Annotated in this window: 19 protein-coding genes and 1 pseudogene; 3 read left to right on the top strand and 17 right to left on the bottom strand. The window is 41.7% G+C overall.

Annotated features, from left to right (window positions below):
• Window positions 1–155 precede the first annotated feature (155 nt).
• Window positions 156–1319 carry an acyltransferase gene (locus HMPREF9447_RS21400; RefSeq protein ID WP_044138569.1) on the top strand — a complete coding sequence of 388 codons (1164 nt, stop codon included), beginning with the start codon at window positions 156–158 and terminating at the stop codon, window positions 1317–1319.
• A 60-nt stretch (window positions 1320–1379) separates the two neighbouring features.
• Here HMPREF9447_RS21400 and pelA read toward each other — a convergent pair whose 3' ends face one another.
• From pelA to HMPREF9447_RS21360, 8 genes are all read right to left on the bottom strand, one after another.
• Window positions 1380–2477 (bottom strand): pectate lyase, encoded by a 1098-nt coding sequence (pelA, locus tag HMPREF9447_RS21395; protein ID WP_009131879.1) that lies wholly within the window; start codon window positions 2475–2477, stop codon window positions 1380–1382.
• 71 nt (window positions 2478–2548) lie between these two features.
• On the bottom strand, window positions 2549–3874 hold the full coding sequence (locus tag HMPREF9447_RS21390) for a TolC family protein (RefSeq protein ID WP_009131878.1): 1326 nt from the start codon (window positions 3872–3874) through the stop codon (window positions 2549–2551).
• On the bottom strand, window positions 3871–6903 hold the full coding sequence (locus HMPREF9447_RS21385; RefSeq protein WP_009131877.1) for an efflux RND transporter permease subunit: 3033 nt from the start codon (window positions 6901–6903) through the stop codon (window positions 3871–3873). Before HMPREF9447_RS21385 ends, HMPREF9447_RS21390 begins: the two co-directional genes overlap by 4 nt.
• Before the next feature lie 124 nt (window positions 6904–7027).
• A complete protein-coding gene (locus HMPREF9447_RS21380; protein ID WP_009131876.1) occupies window positions 7028–8110 on the bottom strand; it encodes an efflux RND transporter periplasmic adaptor subunit in 1083 nt (360 codons plus the stop codon).
• 169 nt (window positions 8111–8279) lie between these two features.
• A complete protein-coding gene (gene rsgA, locus HMPREF9447_RS21375) occupies window positions 8280–9212 on the bottom strand; it encodes a ribosome small subunit-dependent GTPase A (protein ID WP_044138516.1) in 933 nt (310 codons plus the stop codon).
• A gap of 110 nt (window positions 9213–9322) precedes the next feature.
• Window positions 9323–9883, bottom strand: coding sequence for a ribosome recycling factor (frr, locus tag HMPREF9447_RS21370; protein ID WP_009131874.1), 561 nt, complete (start codon window positions 9881–9883; stop codon window positions 9323–9325).
• 126 nt (window positions 9884–10009) lie between these two features.
• Entirely contained in the window at window positions 10010–10720 is a 711-nt protein-coding gene (gene pyrH / locus HMPREF9447_RS21365; protein WP_009131873.1) for a UMP kinase, read from the bottom strand.
• 50 nt (window positions 10721–10770) lie between these two features.
• Window positions 10771–12087 carry an MATE family efflux transporter gene (locus HMPREF9447_RS21360; RefSeq protein WP_009131872.1) on the bottom strand — a complete coding sequence of 439 codons (1317 nt, stop codon included), beginning with the start codon at window positions 12085–12087 and terminating at the stop codon, window positions 10771–10773.
• Window positions 12088–12239: 152 nt separating this feature from the next.
• Here HMPREF9447_RS21360 and HMPREF9447_RS21355 point away from each other — a divergent pair, with 152 nt between their 5' ends.
• Window positions 12240–12920, top strand: coding sequence for a tetratricopeptide repeat protein (locus tag HMPREF9447_RS21355; protein ID WP_009131871.1), 681 nt, complete (start codon window positions 12240–12242; stop codon window positions 12918–12920).
• A 12-nt stretch (window positions 12921–12932) separates the two neighbouring features.
• On the opposite strand, the gene HMPREF9447_RS21350 is transcribed toward HMPREF9447_RS21355, so the two are convergent.
• From HMPREF9447_RS21350 to HMPREF9447_RS21320, 8 genes are all read right to left on the bottom strand, one after another.
• Window positions 12933–13400, bottom strand: coding sequence for a hypothetical protein (locus tag HMPREF9447_RS21350; protein ID WP_009131870.1), 468 nt, complete (start codon window positions 13398–13400; stop codon window positions 12933–12935).
• 15 nt (window positions 13401–13415) lie between these two features.
• Window positions 13416–15608 carry a peptidase domain-containing ABC transporter gene (locus HMPREF9447_RS21345; RefSeq protein WP_044138515.1) on the bottom strand — a complete coding sequence of 731 codons (2193 nt, stop codon included), beginning with the start codon at window positions 15606–15608 and terminating at the stop codon, window positions 13416–13418.
• 1 nt (window position 15609) lies between these two features.
• Window positions 15610–18192, bottom strand: coding sequence for a carboxypeptidase-like regulatory domain-containing protein (locus tag HMPREF9447_RS21340; protein ID WP_009131868.1), 2583 nt, complete (start codon window positions 18190–18192; stop codon window positions 15610–15612).
• Entirely contained in the window at window positions 18189–19748 is a 1560-nt protein-coding gene (locus HMPREF9447_RS21335; RefSeq protein WP_009131867.1) for a vitamin K epoxide reductase family protein, read from the bottom strand. Before HMPREF9447_RS21335 ends, HMPREF9447_RS21340 begins: the two co-directional genes overlap by 4 nt.
• A 14-nt stretch (window positions 19749–19762) precedes the next feature.
• Window positions 19763–20593, bottom strand: a complete 831-nt coding sequence (locus HMPREF9447_RS21330; RefSeq protein WP_009131866.1) for a GLPGLI family protein — start codon at window positions 20591–20593, stop codon at window positions 19763–19765.
• Window positions 20594–20773: 180 nt separating this feature from the next.
• Complete coding sequence (locus HMPREF9447_RS28585) at window positions 20774–20935, bottom strand: hypothetical protein (RefSeq protein ID WP_009131865.1); 162 nt, start codon at window positions 20933–20935, stop codon at window positions 20774–20776.
• Window positions 20936–21020: 85 nt separating this feature from the next.
• Window positions 21021–21398, bottom strand: coding sequence for a DUF3244 domain-containing protein (locus HMPREF9447_RS21325; RefSeq protein ID WP_009131864.1), 378 nt, complete (start codon window positions 21396–21398; stop codon window positions 21021–21023).
• Window positions 21399–21545: 147 nt separating this feature from the next.
• The gene (locus tag HMPREF9447_RS21320) at window positions 21546–23150 is read right to left on the bottom strand and encodes a tetratricopeptide repeat protein (protein WP_244267654.1); all 1605 of its coding nucleotides are present in this window, start codon (window positions 23148–23150) and stop codon (window positions 21546–21548) included.
• 234 nt (window positions 23151–23384) lie between these two features.
• Between HMPREF9447_RS21320 and HMPREF9447_RS21315 the strand changes: the two genes are divergently transcribed.
• A complete protein-coding gene (locus HMPREF9447_RS21315; RefSeq protein ID WP_009131862.1) occupies window positions 23385–24020 on the top strand; it encodes a hypothetical protein in 636 nt (211 codons plus the stop codon).
• A 249-nt stretch (window positions 24021–24269) separates the two neighbouring features.
• Here HMPREF9447_RS21315 and HMPREF9447_RS21310 read toward each other — a convergent pair.
• Window positions 24270–24520: pseudogene (locus tag HMPREF9447_RS21310) on the bottom strand (DUF3874 domain-containing protein); the annotation flags it as partial.
• Between the last annotated feature and the right edge of the window lie 354 nt (window positions 24521–24874).

Here is a 24874-nt window from a genome sequence, read left to right as displayed (position 1 = left end):
TGAGAATAGACAAGGTGTACTGCTCCTGATTAATCGTGCAGGCTTCCCTTTGATTTTAGGTAGGAAGACCGTAGAAAAACAATAAGATGTCATTACATGCCAATACTAATTCCTATCTTTACGGCTTCAAAAATCTGATTAATCTTATTCATATTATGGAACTGACTACTCCTCACATTTTCCCGAAAGCGGACTCCCGTGTTGTCTGGCTGGACGTCGTGCGACTGATAGCTATGTTTACCGTTGTTTGTTGCCACTGCACAGACCCTTTCAACTTCTATCCGGGAACGGCTCCCGACATTGCAGATATAAAATTCTGGGGGGCCGTCTATGGAGCGGTGTTGCGTCCGTGTGTGCCCCTTTTTGTGATGATAACAGGAGCGTTGTTGCTTCCGGTGCGTGGCGACACGTCTGTATTCTATAAGAAACGTATTCCGCGGGTGCTCTTTCCATTTCTTATCTGGTCGGTGATTTATAATCTTTTCCCATGGATTACAGGACTGCTGGGAGTGGAACCGAGGGTAATTCTCGACTTCTTCCCCTATTCGGGTGAGGAGGTGATGCGCCAGTCGCTTGCCGTTAGCTTGGGCTATGTTGCGGAGTTGCCTTTCAATTTCTCCCTTCTCGATGTGCACATGTGGTACATCTATCTGCTGATAGGGCTTTATCTCTATCTGCCGATATTCTCCGCTTGGGTGGAGAAGGCATCGGAACGTGCCAAACTTTGGTTCTTGGTGGCATGGGGAGTGACGTTGCTCATACCTTATTATAATGAGTTCGTGGCGAAATACTTATGGGGTACTTGCTCATGGAACTCGTTTGGCATGCTTTACTATTTCGCAGGTTTCAATGGCTATCTGCTTTTGGGACACTACCTGAGAAACCATGACTGGACAGGACGTCAGTCTGTACTGATAGGTGTTCCTATGTTTGCGGTGGGATATGCGGTGACTTTTTTCGGTTTCCGCCACATGACGGCATTGCCGGACTTGACGGATGAGATGTTGGAACTGTTCTTCACCTACTGTTCGCTGAACGTGGTGATGATGACTATTCCGGTGTTTATGTGGGCCAAGAGAGTAAACGTTCGTTCGGAGCGGGTGATAAAAGCCTTGTCCAACTTGACGCTTTGCGGTTTCGGAATTTATATGATACACTACTTCTTCACGGGGCCGGCAGTGGTGCTGATGCGAGCAGTAGGTATTCCATTGTATTTGCAGATACCTGCCGCAGCAGTGTTGGCATTTGGTGTGTCTTGGTTCCTGGTGGCAATGGCGTACCGTTGCTTCGGGAAGAAGACGAAATGGGTGATGGGGTAAGATAAAAATATTCCGGGCGAATAATCATTCGTCCGGAATACATGAAGTGAATCTTTTATATTACAATCTGTTATTCTTCTTTTTCCACTGCTCGTATTTCTTGAACACCTTCAGCCCGTCACTATTATACCAACTGTATCCGTTGCGGCGCTCATACCCGATTTCTGAAATATCGAACTTCTTCACTCCATCGCGGTCGCTAACGAAAGGACGGTTGTCTTCTAAAGTATAGAAACGTCCCCACAAGGGAGGGCAATCCGTGCACGGAACCATGCGGAAGTCTTTTTTACCTTCATCATTCGTGAAGAACTCTTTCTTCATCCCCTCAATCTTTGATATTTTGAACCATTCGATTGCGTTCTCTATACATGCGATAACCTCTTTTGAAGGATTAGGCAGAGACATTAACAGGATGACGATGTTGTCCGATTCGGCACCACTCAGGGAAGGAAGTTCGTAGGCACGTGCTTTGGCAGGGGCAAGGGTATGCTCATCATGCTGTGCACACCACACGGTGGGCTTGCCGTTTATGATAACCTGCGTTTTGAGGATACATTCCACACCTTTATCGAAAGCGGTGCGGGCATGGTCGCAGATGCTGTCGGGTACATATGTGTATGGAGCTTTCTTCTCGTATATCTGACGAAGTAGCTCCATAACATTTACCATTGCATTATCATTGTAAGTGATATGAGTATAATAACCTTTGGGACGGGGCCAGAATTGCGGCCAGCCACCATTGGGATATTGAGCTTTGAGGATATAACGGATACCATCCAGAGCGGCATCTTTGTACTTTTCGGTATTGGTGGCCAGATACAGGCGGGAGAGGTATTCTATTTCCGTGCTGGTTGCATCGTTATCTATTGTACTTTCGTTTACGTCATCCTTGGAGGCAAGTACATCTTCACGTTCTTGTTCTGTCAGTTCGGCAGGCATGTAGATGTTTTTGGGCCAACCGCCGGTGGTCTGTTGATAAAGCAATACATTGTCGCCAATGCGGATGGCCTCAGTAGTTTTAAAGAATTCGTCGTCTAACTTAGGTGCCATTTTCACCCAAGTTTTATAGGACTTCTTCTCTTTGTAGTTTACGGTCTCTTGTGCAAATACGTTTGTCAGGCATAACAAAGCCAGGCAACACAGGCAAATCTTTTTCATGCTCGTTGTTTTTATAGTTCTATGGCGACAAAAGTAGGGGAAAAGTACTCGCCTGATGGGGAATAATTGTTTTATTCCAGGTATTTTGTCACTTTTCCACTGATTTGCAACAAAGAGATTTCACATAACTTTGTGTTATACTCAGCAGAAAGGATTCTCTCTTCCGCATCCAAGAGACTTTTTTGTGCTTCACGCATTTCGATACCGGAAAGGTTTCCCAGCATATAGCGTTCCATGGCAATCTCATGGTTCTCCTTGGCGGCTATTAGATTTTGGCGTTCCAGGTTTAGCATCTGAAGATTGTTTTGATAAGCCTGCCATAGGTTACTCAGATCGGCGCGCAATGCCTGTTCCAGTTGTTCACGTTCCAAACGGGCATTTTGAATGGCGATTCGGGCGTTATTGCGTTCTCGGCGTCGGTTCCCGTCGAACAAATTGAATCCGATGGTTAAACCAAAGTTAGCTCCGAGGTTTCCGCGCTGAATGTTGGTAGCAATATCATATTTATTAAAAGTATAGCCATAACCACCGTTCATCTTCAGGTAAGGATAGTCGCGCGAACAAACTTTTTTGTAATCCAGTTGAGCAAGAGTGTTATTCTGGTGTGCTCTCAATAAAGAAGCATTGGTTTGCAGGGTGGCGTTCCACAGTTCCTCGAAGTTCAGGCCGCCGTCTGCATTAATCAAGCTGTCCTGAATGATGATTGGCTGGTCTACATCTTCGTTTGCCATCAGTTCGTTTAACTGGATGCGGGAGGTATGCAGAAGCTCCTGCTGTTTCATATACTGTGCGCTGTCGGCATTGAAGTCTACTTTTGCCTGCTGGTAGTCCAGACGGGAGAAGTTACCGATGTGATAACGCTCTTCCACAATGCGTAGGCGTTCTTTGGAAAGCGATACGGCATAACGGAAATTGTTCAAACGGATTTTATGCTGTACGTAGTTATAATATTCCGCTGCAATGTTGGCTATTAGGTCTTCTACGGCGATGCGGGTATTCGTTTCGCCTTGCCGTTCCAGTTCTTTCAGTTTCTGGTAGTTGGCGGTGATGTTGAAACCGTCGAAGATGGTCCAGTTCAGGTTCAGACCCACGTTCATAGTTTGGTCGAAGACACCGTTTTCTTTGAGGTGTTCTCCGGTGGCGCGCACTTTGCTGTCGGTGTTATCTACGGTTCCTTTATAGCTTGCCGAAAGGTCGACGGTAGGCAGGTAGCCCGCATTGCCCAGCGTGGCGTTGTTCTTGGTGACTTGTTCCTCGTTGCGGGTGATGCGCAGCGAGTAATTATTCTGAAGCCCGTATTCCAGGCATGATTTTAATGTATAAGATTTGGGTGCTTGCGCCTGCAAAACAAGCGAGACGCAACCGGTCATTATGAGGGATAAAATGGTACGTTTCATGATTTCTTTAACTTACTTCGGTTAGTAGATACGTAACTGTATATGGCAGGTACGATATACATAGTCAGGAATGTGGATACCAACATGCCACCTACTACGGCTGTACCCATGGCAATACGCTGGTTGCAACCTTCGCCTGTGGCGAATGCCAGCGGTATCAGACCCAGAATAGTGGACGCACTGGTCATCAGGATGGGACGCAGGCGTTGCAGGGAAGCATCCTTGATGGCTTCCATCTTGTCTTCTCCAGCTTCCTGTTTCTGATTGGCGAACTCTACGATAAGAATACCGTTCTTCGCCACCAATCCAATCAGCATGATGATACCGATCTGGCTGAAGATATTCATAGTGATATCGCCAAAGTACATGAATACCAAGGCTCCGGCAATGGCGAGGGGCACGGTAAGCATGACAATCAGCGGGTCCTTGAAACTCTCGAACTGAGCAGCTAGAATCAGGTAAATCAGTAGGATAGCTAATACAAAGGCGAACATCAGGCTGGAAGAACTTTCCCGATACTCTTTGGAATCTCCGGTCAGTGCGGTACGGAAAGTCTCGTCCAGTGTCTCTTTGGCTATCTTGTCCATCTCGTCCAGTCCCTGTCCGATAGTTTTTCCGTCGGCAAGTCCGGCAGAAATGGTAGCGGAGACAAAGCGGTTGTAACGGTACAATTGCGGCGGAGCGATACCTCCGGTCAGCTCAATAAGATTATCTAACTGAACCATCTCACCTTTATCGCTACGGATATAGATACCTTTCAGGTCGGCAGGCTTGTTGCGTTGCTGGCGGTTGATTTCTCCCAATATTTCATATTGCTTTCCGTTCATGTAGAAGTAGCCCATACGCTGGCCGCTCAGTCCGTATTGCAGAGTTTGCGCAATGTTTCGTGTACTTACCCCCATGATACTTGCTTTATCACGGTTGATATTGATGCGGGCTTCCGGTTTGCTGAATTTCAAGTTTACGTCCGCCATCTGGAAAACCGGATTTTCATAAACCTTTGCCATGAATACCGGTAGCACTTCTTGCAGCTTCTCGATGTTGGTGGCCTGCAATACGTATTGCACCGGCATGCCACCACGTCGTCCGCCAAAGGAAGAGGATTGCTGCACGAATGAACGCGCCTTGGTTTTCTTCTGCACTGCCTGCGATATCTTTTCGGCAACTTCCATCTGCGTGTAGTCGCGTTCTTTCATATCTTTCAGCGTGATACGTACATTACCGCTACCGCTTGATACACGTGCCGTTACAGATTCTGCATCCGGAAGTAAAGAGTCTACCAGGTGGTTGATGTCTTCCGTATAATCCCGTATATACTCATAGGTTACGCCCTCCGCACCGCGTGTGTTGATGCTGATTTGTGAACGGTCTTCCAGTGGTGCCATTTCGGCGGGAATCGCATTCCACAGGAATACAATGATGACTAATGTTCCTAATACAAGTGGCATTGCCAGCCAGCGTTTGCGCAGGAATATTTCCAGTGAGTGGCTGTAAATGCGGTTCATACCTTCAAAGAACGGTTCGGTTTTCATATAGAACCAGTTCTTTTTGTCCTGTTTCACCAGTAGCTTTGTGGCAAGCATCGGAGTAAAGGTCAGTGCGGCAAATGAAGAAATGATTACCGAACCGGATACCACGATACTGAATTCCCGGAACAAGCGTCCCGTCATACCGTCCATAAATACGATGGGAAAGAACACGGCTACCAGTGTGATGGTAGTAGAGATAACGGCGAAGAAAATTTCCTTGGCGCCTTCGATACCTGCCTCTTTCGGTGGCATTCCGCGTTCTATGCGGACATAAATGTTCTCCGTCATTACGATGGCGTCGTCCACCACCAGACCTACCGCCAGTACCACCGCCAGCATGGAAAGCACATTGATGGAGAACCCTGCCAGATACATAACGAAGAAAGCTCCGATAAGTGAAACCGGAATTACGATACAGGGTACCAGTGTTACGCGCCAGTCGCGTAGGAAGAGGAAGATAATAATGATTACAAGAATGAACGCTACATACACCGTCTCTTTTACTTCGTCGATGGAAGCACGGATAAACTTGGTATTATCAAAACCGTAGGAGTACTTGACGTCTTCCGGAAGGTCTTTTTTCATCAGTTCCATACGCTCGTAGACGGCATCGGCAATTTTGATGTGGTTAGCGCCCGGCTGGGGTACAACTACGATACCTACCATAGGCACTCCATTCATCTTCATGTAACTTTTGATGTCCGCCGGACCTAATTCTGCCCGTCCGATATCACTGAAACGGACAATACGGTTGTTATCTTCCCTCAGAATCAAATTATTGAATTCTTCTGCCGTATGCATCAATCCCAGGGTACGGATAGTGAGTTCCACTGTATTTCCTTCAATACTTCCGGATGGGAGTTCCACGTTCTCTTTGTCTACCGCATTTTTAACGTCAATAGGAGTAATGCCGTAACCGGACATTTTGACGGGATCGAGCCACAGGCGCATAGAATAGCGCTTTTCCCCCCAGATGCTTACACCACTGACGTCCGAAATGGTTTGTAATTGTTCTTTCACCGTGAGGTCTGCAATTTCACTCAGTTCCAGCAAGGAGCGCTTGTCACTTTGCAATGCCACCATAAGAATGGGCATGGCATCCGCATCCGCTTTTGATACGGTAGGAGGGTCACAGTCGCGAGGCAGATAACGTTGGGCGCGTGAAACTTTATCACGCACGTCGTTCGCAGCCGTTTCCAGGTCTACGGAGAGTTCAAATTCTACTGTAATACGGGCTGAACCTTGTTGGCTGACACTGGATAAGGAACGGATACCCGGGATACCGTTGATGTTTTGTTCCAACGGTTCGGTTATCTGGTTTTCGATAACATCGGCATTCGCTCCCGGATAGGAACAGGATACCGAAATGATGGGGTTATCCACGGAGGGATATTCACGCACGCCGAGGTAGCTGTACCCGATAAGTCCAAAGAGCAGGATGATAAGAGTAAGTACTGTGGAGAGTACAGGACGCCGTATGCTGAGTTCGGATATATTCATTGTTAAATTGAGAATTGAAAATTAAAAAATAATAGATTGAGAATTAAAAAATAATAGATTGAGAATCAATAGTGAGTTGTTCCTACATATTACATACTATTTTTTATTTTTTAATTCTCAATTTTTAATTTATATAGTCCAAAGTAACAGGCAATCCTGTGCGGAGTTGCAACGTACCCGAAATAATGATGGTATCTCCGACTTGTAGACCTTGCAATACTTGTGTTTCGGCCTCTGTACGGATTCCGGTTTGTATTTCTACGGGTTGGGCTTTCCCCGACCTGTAAAGGAAGATCTTATCTTTACCCATTTCCGGTACGATGGCTTCAGAAGGAACGGCAAGAGCATCATGGATTTCGTTTTTACTCAAACGGATGTCTGCATAACGTCCCGGCATTACAGTGCCGTTGGCATTGGGATAGAGGGCGCGCAAAGTCAGTGTATGAGTATTCTGATCCATTCTCGATTCGCGTGCATATACTTTAGCATGGAATGTCTCAAGCTTGCCTTCAAGTCCAAAGTCCACCCCTGCGCCGATTTTCACATCATTGGCGTAACGTTCGGGAACAGAAAATTCTACTTTTAGCGGAGATACTTTTGTGAGTTTGGCAACAATGGTAGAAGGAGAAGCATAAGTACCGACACTGACTTGTCGCAGACCGATCACTCCATCGAACGGAGCACGTAGTTCGGTTTGTGCGATGTTGGCTTCTATCAGGTCTATATCGGCATTAAGGGTCGCCAGTTCCGTTTTCACCTGTTCGTAAGCTTCCTTACTGACTGCATCCCTTTCCAGCAGCGCATTCTGGCGAAATACACGGTCTTCAGCCAGTTTTAGTTGGGCAACAAGGCGCTGCAACTGTGCCTGTAAAGGCCGGTCGTTTACTTTAGCCAGTAGTTGTCCTTTCTTTACCTGACTGCCTTCTTCGAAATTTATTTCTATAATTTTACCGGAAGTCTCGAAAGAGAGATCCACTTCTTCATCAGGCAGCAGGCTACCGCTGATTTTGATTTCATCTTTCAGCAGTTGTGGCTTTATGATTTTTGCGTTAACATTTAATGCTTTCTTTGTATTGCGGTTACCGCTCATAACTTTGTCGGCAGCCGCCAATTCTTTGTTTTCTTTAGGGAGCTGAGAATAGATGCCCCATCCTATTAGTCCGGCACCAATAAAAATAATAATGCCCCATTTAACTTTCTTATTCATGTATCAGTATTAGTATTATGTCAGATTATGTCAGCGTTAATTTGGATGGATTAGGAATAGAAAGGTTTAATATGGGAAGCGTTAAAAAAAGTGATAAAATGATATATAAAAAAGTGATAATGTGATAAAATGATAAGATTGTTATCACATTATTACTTTACCATGCTTTTTAGTATGCTGCCCGGTATTTACCTTCTTCTTTGTCTTCCAGCATATTGAGATAAGAGGAATAACGTGATTCGCTGATGTAATGTTCTTCTACGGCTTTTCGTACAGCACAGTCCGGTTCTTGTCGGTGGGTGCAATTACTATAGCGGCAATCAGCGGAGAACTTGAATATTTCCGGGAAATAGTGCCCTATCTCTTCCTCTTCCATATCGAATGTCCCGAACCCTTTGATACCTGGTGTATCAATAATGTATCCGTTTCCCGCAACGGGAAACATTTCAGAGAATGTAGTGGTATGCATACCTTTATTATGATATGCAGAAATTTCGCCTGTTTTTACATCTTGTTCAGGTAATATAGCGTTGATGAGTGTCGACTTACCTACACCGGAGTGCCCGGAGAAGAGGGTTACCCTTCCTTTTAATTCTTCCTGAATTAGTGCTACGCCTTCACCTGTTTTGGCAGAAACCTTAAAACAAGGATAGCCGATGGTGGTGTAGAGGTTGATGAGGCTGTCCAGATAATGAAGTTCATCTTCACTGTAGGCATCGATCTTATTGAAGATGATTTTGACAGGCACACGGTATGCCTCGGCAGAAGCTAAAAAACGATCGATAAAGATAGTGGATGTTTCCGGATAATTGACCGTCACGATGAGCATACATTGGTCAAGGTTTGCTGCAAGGATGTGCGATTGCTTGGAAAGGTTGGAAGCACGCCGGATGATATAATTCTTCCGGTCCTCTATTTCGCTGATGAAAGCAGTACCTTCTTGATTCAGGATGATTTGTACATAGTCTCCCACAGCTACCGGGTTGGTGCTGCGAATACCTTTAAGACGGAAGTTACCTTTGACTTTACACTCCACGCACTTCCCCTCGTCGGTCTTCACTAAGTACCAACTTCCTGTGTTTTTTATTACCAGTCCCCTCAATTCAATTGAAAATTGAAAATTGAGAATTGAGAAATAAATGCCGGGAATCCACTTTGCACATTATGCTGCATAGCAATTCTCATTTTTTAATTCTCAATTCTCAATTTAAATTATACGGTCATAATTTCTTTGTCCTTTGCAGCCAGCATATCATCAATTTGCTTGATGTACTTATCGTGAATCTTCTGCAATTTTTCTTCACCACCTTTCTGTGCATCTTCTGCCAGACCGTCTTTAACAGACTTTTTCAAAGCATCAATGGCATCACGGCGGGCGTTGCGTACGCTCACTTTGGCTGTTTCACCTTCACCTTTGCATTGCTTGGCGAGTTGTCTACGGCGTTCTTCAGTCAAGGGAGGAATGCCGATGCGGATAATTTCACCGTTATTCTCCGGCATGATACCGAGACTTGAGTCAATAATAGCTTTTTCAATGATCCGGAACATACCTTTGTCCCATGGTTTAATAGCTATACTACGGGCATCCGGAGTATTTACGGCAGCTACATTATTGATTGGAACCATGCTTCCATAAGAGTCCACACGGATGCCGTCCAGTAAACGGACGTCTGCTTTTCCGGCACGGATGTGAGCCAATGCTTCTTCCAGATACATGATGGCCATATCCATTTTCTCTTGCGCTTCGTCTAAGATCTCTTTTACTTCTCTCATATTCTTTGGTTTTGGAGTTGTACTTTAATTGAAACTTTGCAAATATAATTATTAAACTTATTAAATTGAAAATTGAGAATTGAAAATTAAAAAATGAATGTCACTTATTTCTCAATTTTCAATTTATCAATTGTGTACCAGTGTTCCGATTTCTTCTCCTTGCATTACTTTCTTTAAATTACCTACTGTATCCATGTCGAACACAATGATTGGCAAATTGTTTTCTTTGCACATACAAGTGGCAGTGAGGTCCACCACTTTCAGTCCGCGTTTCAATACTTCATCATAAGTGATGTTGTCGAATTTAGTAGCGGTGGGATCTTTTTCCGGGTCGGCAGTATAGATACCGTCTACGCGTGTGCCTTTCAGCATGACGTCGGCTTCGATTTCGATGCCACGGAGAGAAGAACCCGTATCGGTTGTAAAGAACGGATTGCCTGTTCCGGCAGACATGATTACTACTTCACCAGCTTCCATGCACTCGATGGCTTTCCATTTATTGTAGAATTCTCCGATAGGTTCCATGCGAACGGCTGTCAATACGCGTGCCTTTACGCCGGTAGCTACCAAGGCGGAACTCAGTGCCAGACTATTTATAACCGTGGCAAGCATTCCCATCTGGTCCCCTTTTACACGATCGAAACCTTTGTTTGCACCGCTCAGTCCGCGGAAAATGTTGCCGCCGCCGATGACGATACCTATCTGGACACCCAGTTCATGGATTTCCTTGATTTGTGCTGCATATTCGGCAAGGCGCTTCTCGTCGATGCCGTATTGTTTTTCACCCATCAGGCTTTCGCCACTGAGCTTTAACAGAACTCTTTTATACTTTGCCATATGATATTACATTTAGTTTTTTGCAAATATACGCTTTCTGTCTGTAAAGATTAACTTTGGTACAGGATTTTTCTGCTTAAAACTGCCTGCATGATGCCACGGAGGGATAAATAAACGATGAAAGCCAGCCACAGGGCATGATTTCCCATCCATCCGTGTAAAGAGTAATAAACGAGGAAGAAGCTGGCTGAAGCTGTCAGCATGGAGTAGAACATCTGCCGCGTGGCGGTGGCTCCGATAAAAATGCCATCCCACAGGAAAGCGGCGAAACCTGCAAGAGGAATAGCCAACACCCAATAGAAATAGTTACCGGCTTCCCGGATTACCGATGCTTCGTTGGTGAGCAATCCCAGAAATGCCTTGCCTCCGAAGAGATAGAGTAATGTGAAGCCTGTGGAAAGCCCGATACCCCAGACAAAGAGTTGACGAACGGTGTGATGCAATGCAGGACGGTTTCCTGCGCCGATGTATTTGCCAGCCAATGCTTCGCCTGAATATGCAAAGCCATCCATGATATAAGAAAAAAGAGTAAATAGCTGCATCAGCAAAGTATTGACCGCCAGCACCACTTCTCCCTGTGCAGCTCCGGCAGAAGTAAAGAACAGAGTGACAATGACCAGACAGAGTGTTCGCAAAAAAATGTCCCGGTTCACCCGGAAGAAACGCAGCATAGCCTGCTTTTGCAATACTTCCCGCCAAACAATGTGTTTCTTCAGTCCGCCATAATAGCGTGCCCACAATAACAATGCCATCAGAAAACCTGCATATTGGGCTATGAGTGTGCCGAAAGCTATCCCCGCCACTTTCATGTGGAATAGATAAACGAAACAAAGACTTGCAGCAATATTCACAATGTTTTGCGTGATGGCAATGTACATCGGAAAACGTGAATTCTGCATGCCGATGAACCAGCCTGCGAAACCATAAAGTCCCAACATGGCAGGAGCTCCCCAGATGCAGATTTGGAAATAGAGCGTAGCCAACTGTTCCACTTCTTCCGTAGTATGTATTAAAGTGAAGGCAAGCCGGCGGATAGGGTATTGTAATACCAACAGGCAGGCGGAAATGAGTAATCCTACGCCGACAGACCGCAGTAACAACCGCGTGACTTCTTCCATATCGTGCCTTCCGTATGCTTGTGAGGTCATTCCACTGGTACCCATTCTCAGGAATCCGAAAATCCAGTAGATGATATTGAACAGCATTCCTCCGACGGCGATTGCACCGATATAGGCTGCTGCTCCCAGATGCCCGACGATAGTCACATCAACCAGTCCCAGCAGAGGTACTGTGATATTGGAAATAATGGAAGGTACAGCTATCTGGAGTATTCTTTTATTAATAATATTCGTACTTTGGACAATCATTTTAAAACGTAGGTTTGTTCTATTAGTCGACAAAGGTACTCTTTTTGCCGGGAACGATAAAAAAACATCGGATAATAACAATTTTTATGGTACATAATGTTTTAGAAATGAGTATCTTTGCGGAACAAAAACCGGGTAATATTTAGTAAGAGATGAGAACCTTAACTTTGCTATTTTCATTCATGATGGCTTTCCCCTTCGCGCTCTCTGCGCAATCTGCTGGGGAATTGTTGCAGAAAGTATCTGTAGCCCTTTCTGAAGGGCAGGATGACTATGCTGTGAGTCTGTTTCGCCAGTCGGCAAATGCCGGAGCGGAGCAGACGGAGATGTTTTACTTGACTCAGGTAGAGAAGAATAGTGCTGTGGCCCCCCGCCTGGCAAATGAGTTGGCAGCTTATTATAAACGTAAACGGAATTATGATAAAGCTTATTTATTTTATAGGGAATTTTTGCAGTATCATCCCGAAGATGTTTCTGCTCTCGTGGCGTGTGCCGAAATGGAGATGATGAGAGGCAGGGAGAAGGATGCTCTAAAAACTTATGAAAAAGTATTGAAACTTGATGCTAATAATCTGCAAGCCAATATTTTTCTAGGAAACTATTTTTACTTACAGGCAGAGCGGGATAAGAAGAAGTTGGAAGATGATTATAAAAAGATAACCTCTCCCACACGGATGCAATATGCCCGTTATCGGAATGGACTTTCGGATGTTTACTCCAATGGTTACTCTAAGGCAAAGGATTATTTGCAGCGAGTGTTGCAGTTGTTCCCTTCAACAGAGGCGGGGAGGACGCTGGAGAAGATAAAGAAGTTGGAGGCGGAGATTAAATAGTGGAAAACTACTTTATTTTGAGATGATTCTTTCCAATAATGTCTTATTCGACAATATAACAGATACATATCCTTTCATGCCTTTTTGTATGAAAGGATTTTCTTTAAGTATGATGATAAATGCGAAGTAGTTTTTCTTATTATTTGTAATTACTTCTGGTGAAACATAGGATATAATACCATGTTGATAGCCATATTCTCTGGCATTGAAGCCTTCTAGTTCTATTTCAACACTCATGTCCTTTTTTATTTGTGTGATGAAGGTGTAAGGTAATAATCCTTTGGCATATGTATTTTCGTTATCATTTTCTTCTATTGTTACTTCTCCTTCTAGTGTTTCAGGATATGGAACAAATACGGTCACTGTCAGCAACAATGCTACAATTATCCCGATAATACTGATTCCACTGCGTGTCAATATCGAAGGAATTTGTCCAATGATTTTTTGTACCTGTTCGCTCCTGAGTTCTATGTTTTCCATGATTCTATCTTTTATTTAGTTACCTAACTCCAATTGATTTTTTACAAGATCGTAATAGGCTTTTTTATTGGTAATTAGTTCTTGATGCATCCCGGTTTCTATAATCTTTCCTTTATCTATCACTACTATTTGATCCGCATTCTTTACGGTACTCAGGCGATGGGCTACAACGACAACGGTTTTTCCTTTATAGAATTCCAATAGGTTTTCCACTATAACCCGTTCATTGTTGGCGTCCAATGCGTTGGTGGCTTCATCCAGAAAGATGTACTGGGGATTTTTATAGACGGCACGTGCTATTAGTATCCTTTGTTTTTGTCCTTGGCTCAGCCCTACACCATCTTGTCCGATGAGTGTGTTGTACTTAAGAGGTAGACCCATGACGTACTCGTCTATATTGGCTATCCGAGCTGCTTCAATTAATTTTTCTTTATCTATTTCCTCATCATTCACTGCGATGTTTCTGGCTATGGATTCGGAGAAGATTACCCCATCCTGCATCACAACCCCACACTGCCTGCGCCACCATTTCATATTGAACCGATCGATATTGTTTTTTCCGATATTGATTTCTCCACCCAATACATGATAGTATCCTAACAGCAACTTTATGATAGTCGTCTTTCCGCTTCCGCTGGTACCGACAATGGCAGTTACCTTTCCTTCGCGGATGGTGAAGTTCACTCCGTCTAAGGTTTTGTTGGGTGCGTGCGAATCGTATTTGAAGTCCACATTTTTTAATATTAGGCTTTTATCTTTACTCTGAAATGCAGTGAATGCATCAAGATTGCTTTCTTCATTTTCCATTTTATGGATTTCGTTGATGCGTTCCAGACTGATTTTTACATCTTGCAGTGAGTAGATAAAACTCATTAGTTGCTCAATGGGGGCATTCAATTGTCCGATGATATATTGTACAGCTAACATCATACCCAATGTCATTTGTCCGCTTATCACGGCTGTTGCTGCTATCACAGTGATTACGATATTCTTTATCTCATTGATGAAGATACTACCTGCCTCTTGTGTCTGTTGCAGTTTCAGGGTTTTCATATTGGCATCGAAAAGTTCTGCTTGTACGTCTTCCCATTCCCAACGACGGCGCTGTTCGCAGTCTTGCAACTTTATCTCCTGCATGGCTGTAATGAATTGATAAGTTTTATTGCTATTTTTGGCTTGTTTCTCAAAGTAGAGGTAGTCTATCTGTTTTCTACGTTTCAGGAAAAGAGTAATCCAGATAGAATAGAAGATGCTGCCTGCGAGGAAGATGAAGAAAATTTGCAGGTTGTAGCATAGCAATACAATTCCGAAAACAATAAAGCTGAGTAATGAGAACATAACACTGAGTGTTTGTGTGGTAAGGAATTTCTCCACCCGATTGTGATCGCTCATCCGTTGGAGCAAGTCGCCCATCAGTTTGGTATCAAAGAAAGACATGGGGAGTTTTAATAGCTTAATGAAGAAATCACTCACCAATGATATGTTTATCCTCATGCTGATGTGCAGCAATATCCACCGACGAATAAAGTCAACGGACGTGCGGCTGACGGTCAGCATTAGTTGCCCTATCAATATCAGATAGATAAACTTGAGATTCTGATGTTTGATGCCAACATCTACGATGGCTTGTGTTAGGAACGGAAAGATGAGTTGCAGGATACAACCAATCAATAAGCCAAGAACGATTTGGCCGAAGTAGCGGCGGTATTGGTGGAAATAGCCGAAGAGGAAGGAGAAGGAATGTTTTTCACTTTTGTACTCTTCTTCTTGCTTTTCGTAGAAAGAAGGGGTGGGCTGAAGGAGAAGAGTTACGCCTTTCTCTTCTTCATTAGATAGAGTACTAATCCAATTTTTTCTTAGTTCCTTTTCGGTATAAGTGACTAATCCTTTTCCTGGGTCGGCAATATAATATTTGTTTTTCGTTAATCGGTATAGTACGACAAAATGATTCTGCTTCCAGTGTAAAATACATGGTAAGGATATTGTGGCAAGTTCTTTTATTGGCATTTTTCCCGCGATGGTATTTATGCCTAATATATTCAGTGTTTTACTGATTCCCAATAAAGATACACCTTCTGATGTAGCAGGACAATATTTGGATAAAGTATCCAAATTGTAATCTTTACCATAATGCCTGCAAATCATCCGAATGCAAGTTATGCCACATTGCATGCTGTCATGTTGTTTAAAGCACTTGAAGGTTTTCATATCATTTCTTCAAATATATACTGACGAAGAATTCTCTTCCCCGAATCATGCGGGTATAGCCTGCACTGCTCAGGTCATTGTATATTGTGTAAGCATAGTTCTTCCGGTTGAAAAGATTGGAAACCGTTGCTGAAAGTTCCAAGCGGCTGTTCAAGTTATAGGATAATTTGCCGTCTGCCAATATCATGTCTTTAAATTGCTTCTTGGCTATTTCATTCCGGTAATATTCGCCTGTCCCTTGCAGGTTCCACCTCTTGCCGAAGGACGCTGTGAGTGACAAAGCGTGTTCCCATTGATTGAGCCGCTGCTGAAATTGGTCGTCAATTTTTAAGTGGTTCTGACCGTAGTTCAAACGATATTGCCAATTTAGAACCGTTCCGATACGTCCATTCAAACGTCCGGTTACATTATAGTTTTCTTGGGTATAATTAGTAGGTATTCCCTCGGATAGCATCGTCCGGTTATTTTTGCGAAAAATAACATTCAATCCTGCCGTTCCTTTCAAGAAATCAATATTGTAGCTCATTGTTCCGAACACTGTCCATGTGTCACTCCGAGAGGGTGTTTTGCGATAGGTGCGAAGGATGTAATCGCCGATGAATTCTTGTCCCGATAAATAGTCCTGGCTATTCCATGATCTCATTACCATAATGTTGGCAAACAACCCAAGCAGGGGCTGCTTGAAGTTCAGGGAAGTTGAAAGCGATTTGCTCTCAGAGGTAGAGTAAAAGTCCATCCCTTTTGTCAGAGTTCGGTAGTCGGTCAGTATCAGTCCATTGTATAGTGAGTGTAAATCACATTCCTTGGGAGTGATTTGTCCGCGTAATATAGCATAGAGATATGGGGAAATATTCCATTTGATACGCAAGGAAGGTGATGCCATCCAATCATTCTCATTTTTTATCTGGTGGGAGAATAAGTAACGGTAATATCGGATAGGACTTTCCAGTATAAGTTCTACCCGGCTGTATTTGTATTCCAATTTTGGGGTAACATAAAGTTGGATATAATTGGTGGTCCATTTCTGCGTATTGGCGCCTAATGAGTCGGGTACTCCTGTCAGTTGGCTGTTGAGGGAACGGAACTGTGCCTTTGCACCTCCTTCCAGAGAAAGTGTTATGCCTTGAAAATGAAAGCCGTAGGTTACCTGTTCATGCGAAAAGAAAGAATGCTCGTCTGTCGTTTGTTTACTTGTTCCGTTGCGGATTACGGTCAGGTTTTGAGGCAAGGTGTTCCACTGGTTGACACTGTTGAAGGTGATGAGATGATTACCCCATCGCTTTATCAGTTTGAAGTTATTGCTTATTTTCCGGTTTGGCAGAGAAGCGTGCTGCTGGTTAGCGAGGCTTCCGGTGGTAGCCAGTTCCACATCATTCCATTGAATATCTGCTTTCAGGCTGTTTTGCAGGTAGAATGTTTCTTTGTTCCCTTCAATGCTTACTTGCGCAGTTAGTGTATGGTTGTGCTCCACCGATTGTTGGTCTTCTGTAATCAGGCGGTCTCCTTCCGGCAAGTAATAGGTGGTAAGGGCGGAAGTCTGTCCCGTATTACGTTGGTTCAGGTAGTTCACTTGTGCGCGACATTCCCAGTCCTGCTTTACCGCCCATAAATTACTGGACGAGAATAGGTGTGAACGGCTGAATAATGTCCGTTTCTCTTCCAGATTAGGTGTCCGCAGGCCGCTTATTTGGATATAGTCGGCAATTTCGTTTTCTTTCGCTGTGTAGTTGTTCACTTCCTTTTCCAGATTCTTGCCGATGTTATTGCTTTTATAGAGGGTGATGTTCTGGGTTCTTTGTTTCATCCTCATCAGGAATAGTTCTGCCATCCATAAACCGCTTTGGGGTTGTTCGGATATGCCTCCTGCTACCAGGGCATTAACTATCCATTTGGCTTTCGCTTTCTCTTTCAGGCGTAGATTTACGGCAGCTTGCGATGACAGGCTGACGCCTTGCAACACGCGAATGGGCTGGTGGTCTTCTATGATTTCCACCGAACCTACGTCATCGGGAGAAATACCGTTGGTGGCAATGCCGTATTTTCCTTCCAGTAAATCTCTCCCTTCTATATAGAATTTGTTGATAGCTGTTCCGTTATAAGTGATTTCACCACTTTTTGCAACGTCTATGCCCGGCATCTTTTGTAATACGTCACCTATTGTTTTATCTTGAACATCTTTGAAACTGGCGACATTGTAAATCAGTGTATCTCCTTGTTCTCTTATTTTTTGTGCCTTTACCGTCACTTCTTTCAGTTGTGTGACGGCTGCCTCCATCTCTACTTTGAATTTGCTGATATTTCTTTTTAGTTCCACTGTCTGCGGCTTATAGCCTAATAAGGACAGATGTAGCAAGCAATTTTCGTAATCGGTTTCCTTTATAGGCATTGAAAACTCGCCCTCAGTGCCTGTTTGTGTATATCGGATGATGCTTGAAGTAGTCTTACTTTTCATGACAATCAATACATTGGGCAGCGGAGTCTGATCCGATTTGTCCGATACATGCCCGGTTATGGTATTTTGCGAATAAGCATAACCAAGGCAGAAAATGATATGCATGCATAGTAGCAATAGGAGGCGTTTCATATATTAGGGGCGTTTAGGATATTTATAATATCATTGTCATATACCATATAGTAAAAATCATTTAGGGTATATTCTTGCGGAAGTCGTATGCCATTTATAAAAATAGTCGGGTACTCTTTTATTCCTGTTTCTTTAGCATAAGCTATATGCTTTTCTAATATCAGTTCGGCACTTTTGTCAATTACGTATTTTGATAGTTTCTTGGATATTTGGGTACGGTCATAATCATACCATTCTTTTATAGCATTTACAAATTGTGTCTTATTTGAAATGGACAAACTAATAAAATACAACTGTACTATATAGTGCCTGTTATTTTCTGTTTTTTGATTAGTTCCGGCAAAATAGATTTTCCATTGAACTTTCTTATTATGAATAAATAGGAACATGCTCTTGACAATTTCTGTACAATGGGGACAATAGGGGCTAATCCAGGTTGTAATGGTTAAAGGGGCATTGGGCTCCCCAATATTAAGGCCATATTCATCTTGACGTATTACTGTTGCTCTATTAACGAACAATTTGAATACAGCAGGTGTGCGATGCATTCTTAAAGAATGTATTTTCTGTTCAATGTACTTACTTTTAGTTATGAAATGTTTCTTTAATAAAATGACAGCTAGTAATATTAATGGAAAGAAATACGAGATTTGAAAGAGTGGTGTTATGGTATATGTAAAACTAAAATCTTCTTTAATAAAGAAAAGACAAATTTGCAATATTATAATAGAATCTAGCGAAAGGCATAAGATGCACCATTTCTTTATATAAAGTTGAACGGATAGGGAATATAAGATAAAAGGAAAGCTAACGATGAGTATTGCTGAGTATGTTTCACTTGCATTGATGATGAACGGATTATATAAAAGGGAAAAAGAGAAAAATAATGCTGTTCCGAAATATATTAGTCCTAAATCAGCTAAAGTGATATTACCAAAATGTGATAACTTTGAATGTGTTACACTGTCGCAGTCTATATGTTTTCCCACTTTGCATATTTTATTCAATACTGTTTCACGTTTTCCTTTTTCATGTGCAAATATGGTATATGAACTGTAAAGACCTATGATATTTAAAGCAACAATAGCTAGATCAATAATATTGAAAAAGGGGATAGCAAATAAACAAAGTAAAATTAGATATATGTATTTGTATTTTCTGTTCGCACTAATCTCTTCATTTGTACTATATAAAATAATGCCGTCCCATTTTTTAAGAAAAGTGTCAATTTCTTCTTTGTAAAAACGGGAATTGGCTGTATTATACCATAGAATATTATTACTGATTATTTTCTTTACGAGAATTATGTTGTCTGTTGTTTGACCTTTCAGGTGAGCCAAGAATGGCTTGTTTAGCATTGTGATGTCCTCAAATTTTGCTCGTATTACATCACATTCTATTTCAATTGAATGGAGAGTACTGTATAAACTCAACATTGATGGATACGCAGGAGATGATTCCAATGAGATTTGTACATCTTCCTTGTGAATGTTTCTTTTGTAAAGTTTGCTATAGCAGTAAAGCGTATCTGTCAAGTTGCATTTATTGAACATCATAACGAGTCATTTTTCTAATGATAATCAGTTTCTTCAAAGTCGTAATTGCGATGTTTTAGTTCTTTCTTTCCTTCAGAACGTTTCAATCCGTACATTGTACTCATCCTTTCGGTTGGATCGGTATGTAACTCTTTGTAACGAGTTTCTAAATATTTTTTTCGGGTGGTTTTTGCCCAGTCATCCCCACGGAAGTCATAAATCCCTACAGGATGTATTCCTTTGTTTACTAAATCCGTAGCAGTGAAGCTATAGTCTTTGTTTTTGTCATAAGCTTCTAAAATTAGGCCTGGTAATCCGCATAATTTCCACGGTCCCTCACTGATAGGAATATCAAAAGTGAACCAAGCATACCAAACTCGTCCGCGATAATGGCTGATGGCCAGTTGGCAAGGATATTCCAATATTACTTTAGTGGAATCTTTTAGTTCCCATTGTGGCTTTTCCCATTCTTCCTCATAGGTCCAATCCATGAGAGCGAAATGATTGAATACTGTCACCTTGTTTTCAGGAAAATTTTTATAGACATACTCATTGAATACTCCCCTTAAACTTTTTCCTCCTGTTTTTCTTGAGTATTCTATAAACATCATAGCTTGATTTCTTTTGTCTGTTCCCAACGAATCCCACCGCAATTCTCTTGGGGAATAGAACATGCTACTATTTTTCCCAATCCGGAGTTTTGCCGGCTCTGCTTTATAGTCATTTTTCCTATCTAATGTATCAGTCACTACACGTTTGTAATATTCACATTCTAATAGTGTAGGTTCAATAATTTCTACTCTCTGTGCGCATATTGTATGGGTTATGACACTGCATATTAAAAAGATAACGTACTTTATTTGCATTTGAAATCTAATTTGTTGATATAAAAATGATATTTCTAAAATCTAGCTTATGAGGGGATGAAACATAATTTACCACAGGGAGCACAAAGAATTGTATGAACTGAACTGTAATTTGTCAATTATCAGTTTGTTTTACACAAGTTGATATGCTCTCTGTGGTAAAAAAAAAGTATGAACTTTTTACAGACATGCATTGTCAAATGCTTTATTCCAACCATCCCAATCATAAGTAGGATCGTTTCCGTGAGCATTTCCTTCTGCAATGACTAAGTCACATGCACTCAATTCCATTAATTGCCCTCCCATGATGGCAAGCATTTCTTTTTCAGTAATCTTTTCCATAATATTTTTTTTAATGGAGTCTATTAGTCGTTTTTTACAAGAGCACGGACCCCGTTTTCATGCTCCTACGAGTTTTTTGCGTATTTTAGATATTATTTTGATAGGAAAAATAGCCATAAAAGGAATCATCTCCAATTTCAAATACCAATACATAGTCACCTTCCGGTAAGTCATATACTTTAAATGTATGGCACTGTGAAACCGCTATGCTGGCATTAGAATATACTATATTATTATATTTGTCTTTTATCAGAATTGACGCATTCTCTACTCTTATGTTTGAATAAATACGTATTGTATTCCCATCAATAGTTGCAGTGGGAGCTATAGTAATGGAGCGTTCGTCTTCTACCCAATTTTCATTGTTATTGATATGATTGAGTGTTATCACCATTTCTTCTGCTCGGATACTACTGCAATATAGGAAACTAATGAATAGTAGTAATATTTTTATTCGTTTCATTATTTTGATTTTTGGGTTTCATAATGTTGCAAAGAAATACACTTTTTTAATATCCCAAACACTTTGAATCCCAAAATGAGTGTGCGTGGTAGTGTGCAGGGAGAGAGAGTGAGTGCTGCACATAGTGTGCTATTGGATGTATGTCGTTTATAATGAGGTAATAAAGTTATCCCAATCTTCTGGTTTCCCTTTCTCTTGGAAAATTCGGGTGTATAATCTTCTACGCGTAGAAGTAATGGTTTCTTTGGGGTGTTCGGTTAGTTTAGCTATTTCGGAGGGTGAAAAACCTCCTTTGATAAGTATGCAGACATGCAGTTGAAATTCATTGAAGGTATAGATATCACTCAGTTTTTCAAAGAAATTCGGATATATACCTTTTAAGGTGTTTCTTAGGACTATCCATTCCTCAGTAGTGATGAATATGCGCCCTTGAGGGTCGAGTAGCCTTTTCTTGAGTAATTGGTATATGCCAGAATCAGACAGTGCTTTTTGTGCCTTTTCTTGTTTGCTTTGTTCTATTTCTGCCCGGCGTGTTTCTTGGCAGAGCAATTCCTTTTGGTCTTGTATTTCTTTTCTTAAAATTTCGTTTGTAGAATTCATATCGTTCAACTTTTTCTCCAATTCTTGGATTCGGACATTGTTTTCCTTTATGAATAGTTGGCTCTTCTTGTAATTTTCCACTTTAATTTGTTCTGCCTTTTGAAGCTGATACTTCAGTTCTTGTTTTTTGCGTTTATTGTACTGATAGTAGCTAAAGAAAAAGGCTGTGACAACTGCAAATCCTATTAATCCATATTTGAGGTAATCAGCCTTCTTTTGGTTTTCACTCTTCAATCGGTTATTCTCTTTTTCCCGCAGTTGATAATTATATAGTGAGTGCATTCGGTGCAGGCTTTCCGTATAAGTGATTTTTTGGATAGAGTCAACGCATTGAAGGTATGCTTGAATGTGTTGTATGGCAAGCTGACAGTTGTTTTCCTTCATTGTAATCTCTGCTAAACTACGATGGGCGTTTTCTTTGGCATAGATAGTTCCAAAATCTAATAAGGCTTTATAATAGTAAATGGCAGAATCTGTCATTCCTGTTTTATGATATAGCTTTGCTGCAATGGAATAAATACCACTTTTATTGGAATATTTGATGCTAGTTAAGGCGTCTTGCAGAGCACTTTTCGCCAAATCGTATTTTCCTGATTGCATGTAAAGGCTGGCAATCTGGCTTTGTACCATATTAGTTAGGTCTGGCCTTTTCAGTTCTTTTCCTAAATCATATGCTGCTTGGTAATAATAGATTGAACTGTCTTCCTGGTTTATATTGCAATAGGTACCAGCTATATCTCTCAGAGTGTAAACCATGCCAACGCTGTCTTTTAAATCTATGTTATATGCATATCTTTTCTTGAATATCTCCAATGCTTCATTGTATAAGCCTTGATATAGAAACAGTGTTCCTATCTGGCTGTAAATATAAATTTTTAGTTTGTGCTTTTTATTTTTTGAGAGTGTTTCTAAAGCTTTCTCAAAGTAATCCAATGCCTGTGGTGCATCCTCCAAATCTCGATATACCCGTCCTGCATAGTAATAAGCCTCAGGCAAATGTTGTTTATCATCTTTCTTTATATAATAATGTAGTACGGTAAGTATCAAACTGTCTGAAGTGTGTCGTATATATGCTTTGTCATTTGCCTTGATGCAAAGCAATTGATAATACATTTGTGTGGACTCTGATTCTGCTCTCATGCTGTCTTTCATTGTATTCAATAAAGCAATAGCGCTATCTGGCTGTACGTTTGCCAGACTGTCCGCTACAATCAGTGATTGTGGGTAAGGCTTTCTGCCACATGCGCAGAAACATAGCAGAAGGCAGGTTAGTAGTATGAATCGTGTGTTTGTTTTCATAGATACAAAGATATGGATTTTTGGGAAAATATATTGCTTTTCTTGAAAATATTGTATTCAAATTTCGTGACTGAATAATAAATCAGTTTGGAAATTATTCTTTTCCCTAACATATCCGTAACTTTGCGTCTCAAAGACTCCAACATGAATCAGGAATTATTAGAACGCACGATAAAGAACCGCCGGATAGAACTGACGAATCGAGAGAAAAAGGATTACTATCCTAAAGAAAATCTTTTCACTCTCCTGTTTGCTTCCGTCGTTGTATTGCTGATGCCTTTGATGGCAAGGCTCAAGGGGGAAATTGTAGAAACGGAATTTATATGGTTCTCCATATTGTTTCCTGTCGTCTCTGTTGCAGTTGTTTATATTACTTATCGAAATAAGAAGAATACGCTCAAGCTACATTACATCAATACGGCTCTTACTCCGCAAGAACAGCAAAATGTCTTGATGCGGCTGGCAAAGGAAAATCGCTGGAAAATAGTACTGTGTAACAAACGGCAATTTATTGCCGATGATATTTGTATGCGTTGGCATGTACGTGTTGTCGTTATTTTTGGAAATCCGTCTATGGCTTACAATAGCCGTTGTAATCCTACCAATAATCGTTGGCATGCCTCCGGTGGCAGAAATTGGGATAATCTGGAAATGATTCGTCAAGCTATAGAAAAAGAATGGCGGGCTAAAAATAAGAACTCTATTTTTGAACCTGTTGTTTGACTGCACGTAATATTACAGGTTCTAAAAATACAGTTTTATCTAATTCTCTACGAATGAGTCAGGTGTTTTTTTCTATCCAAATAAAATTGTGTTTCCTGACAGTTAATAAAGCAATCTACTCCAATAATGCGATATATCTCGTACTTAATGAAAGCTATAATAACATTTATGCTTTTTAATAGACATCATGCATAAATATTTTACCCATACATTCTCTTCCTATAACCAACTTTCCTCCTTGCAGTTCTTTCAGGCTTCCCAGATCTCCCTGTTCATCGGCTTTCTGGCTGAAGCTTCCTGCCTTCTCACCACTTCATACACATTGCCGTATTCCGTATGTCTTCTTTTCAGCCCTGCCCGAAGCAGTACTTGACTAAAACGCATGGGATTGCTGCCACGCATAGCAGCAGGGTTACTCGTTTGTAGTTCACTGAAAATGTCGGCGGCGGTCAGGTCGAGGCTCTTTTCATGGGGAGCGGGGTACGAAATCGGGCGGGCAGCTCTTCCATGTAGAGGTGAAAAGGATGGTAAGAGGGAATGTAGGAGGAAAAGACGTAGCGGCTCAGGTCTTTGTCCCAGCAAGGGATGCCTTCGCCATGTGCTTCGAGGTATAAGGCATTCTTTCTAAAAGGCGCTTGCAGAAAAAGACAGGACTTTTAGGTATATAATCCCCTATTTTATGTACCTTTGTATGCTGTTTTACGAATGACCGACTTTAGTTGTTCGCTCTTCCGACCGGAGTTATTTGATTAAATAACTCCAGTCATTTGTTCGACCGACCAGAGTGGTTCATTTATCAACCAGTATCTTTAGCACAATAAAGCAAGGATATTAACGTAGAAAAGAATAAGGTT

The organism is Bacteroides oleiciplenus YIT 12058 (assembly GCF_000315485.1).
Classification (GTDB): Bacteria; Bacteroidota; Bacteroidia; order Bacteroidales; family Bacteroidaceae; genus Bacteroides; species Bacteroides oleiciplenus.
Note: the sequence above shows the minus strand (reverse complement) of the source record. Positions and strands in the feature narration are given on the sequence as shown.

Coding starts and splice junctions, on each gene's coding strand:
- HMPREF9447_RS21345 (WP_044138515.1), bottom strand. CDS start 15,608: ATGAAAACCTTCAAGTGCTTTAAACAACATGACAGCATGCAATGTGGC.
- HMPREF9447_RS21330 (WP_009131866.1), bottom strand. CDS start 20,593: ATGCAAATAAAGTACGTTATCTTTTTAATATGCAGTGTCATAACCCAT.
- HMPREF9447_RS21340 (WP_009131868.1), bottom strand. CDS start 18,192: ATGAAACGCCTCCTATTGCTACTATGCATGCATATCATTTTCTGCCTT.
- pelA (WP_009131879.1), bottom strand. CDS start 2,477: ATGAAAAAGATTTGCCTGTGTTGCCTGGCTTTGTTATGCCTGACAAAC.
- HMPREF9447_RS28585 (WP_009131865.1), bottom strand. CDS start 20,935: ATGGAAAAGATTACTGAAAAAGAAATGCTTGCCATCATGGGAGGGCAA.
- HMPREF9447_RS21380 (WP_009131876.1), bottom strand. CDS start 8,110: ATGAATAAGAAAGTTAAATGGGGCATTATTATTTTTATTGGTGCCGGA.
- HMPREF9447_RS21385 (WP_009131877.1), bottom strand. CDS start 6,903: ATGAATATATCCGAACTCAGCATACGGCGTCCTGTACTCTCCACAGTA.
- HMPREF9447_RS21400 (WP_044138569.1), top strand. CDS start 156: ATGGAACTGACTACTCCTCACATTTTCCCGAAAGCGGACTCCCGTGTT.
- frr (WP_009131874.1), bottom strand. CDS start 9,883: ATGAGAGAAGTAAAAGAGATCTTAGACGAAGCGCAAGAGAAAATGGAT.
- HMPREF9447_RS21325 (WP_009131864.1), bottom strand. CDS start 21,398: ATGAAACGAATAAAAATATTACTACTATTCATTAGTTTCCTATATTGC.
- HMPREF9447_RS21335 (WP_009131867.1), bottom strand. CDS start 19,748: ATGATGTTCAATAAATGCAACTTGACAGATACGCTTTACTGCTATAGC.
- HMPREF9447_RS21320 (WP_244267654.1), bottom strand. CDS start 23,150: ATGAAAGACAGCATGAGAGCAGAATCAGAGTCCACACAAATGTATTAT.
- HMPREF9447_RS21390 (WP_009131878.1), bottom strand. CDS start 3,874: ATGAAACGTACCATTTTATCCCTCATAATGACCGGTTGCGTCTCGCTT.
- pyrH (WP_009131873.1), bottom strand. CDS start 10,720: ATGGCAAAGTATAAAAGAGTTCTGTTAAAGCTCAGTGGCGAAAGCCTG.
- HMPREF9447_RS21350 (WP_009131870.1), bottom strand. CDS start 13,400: ATGGAAAACATAGAACTCAGGAGCGAACAGGTACAAAAAATCATTGGA.
- HMPREF9447_RS21360 (WP_009131872.1), bottom strand. CDS start 12,087: ATGATTGTCCAAAGTACGAATATTATTAATAAAAGAATACTCCAGATA.
- HMPREF9447_RS21355 (WP_009131871.1), top strand. CDS start 12,240: ATGAGAACCTTAACTTTGCTATTTTCATTCATGATGGCTTTCCCCTTC.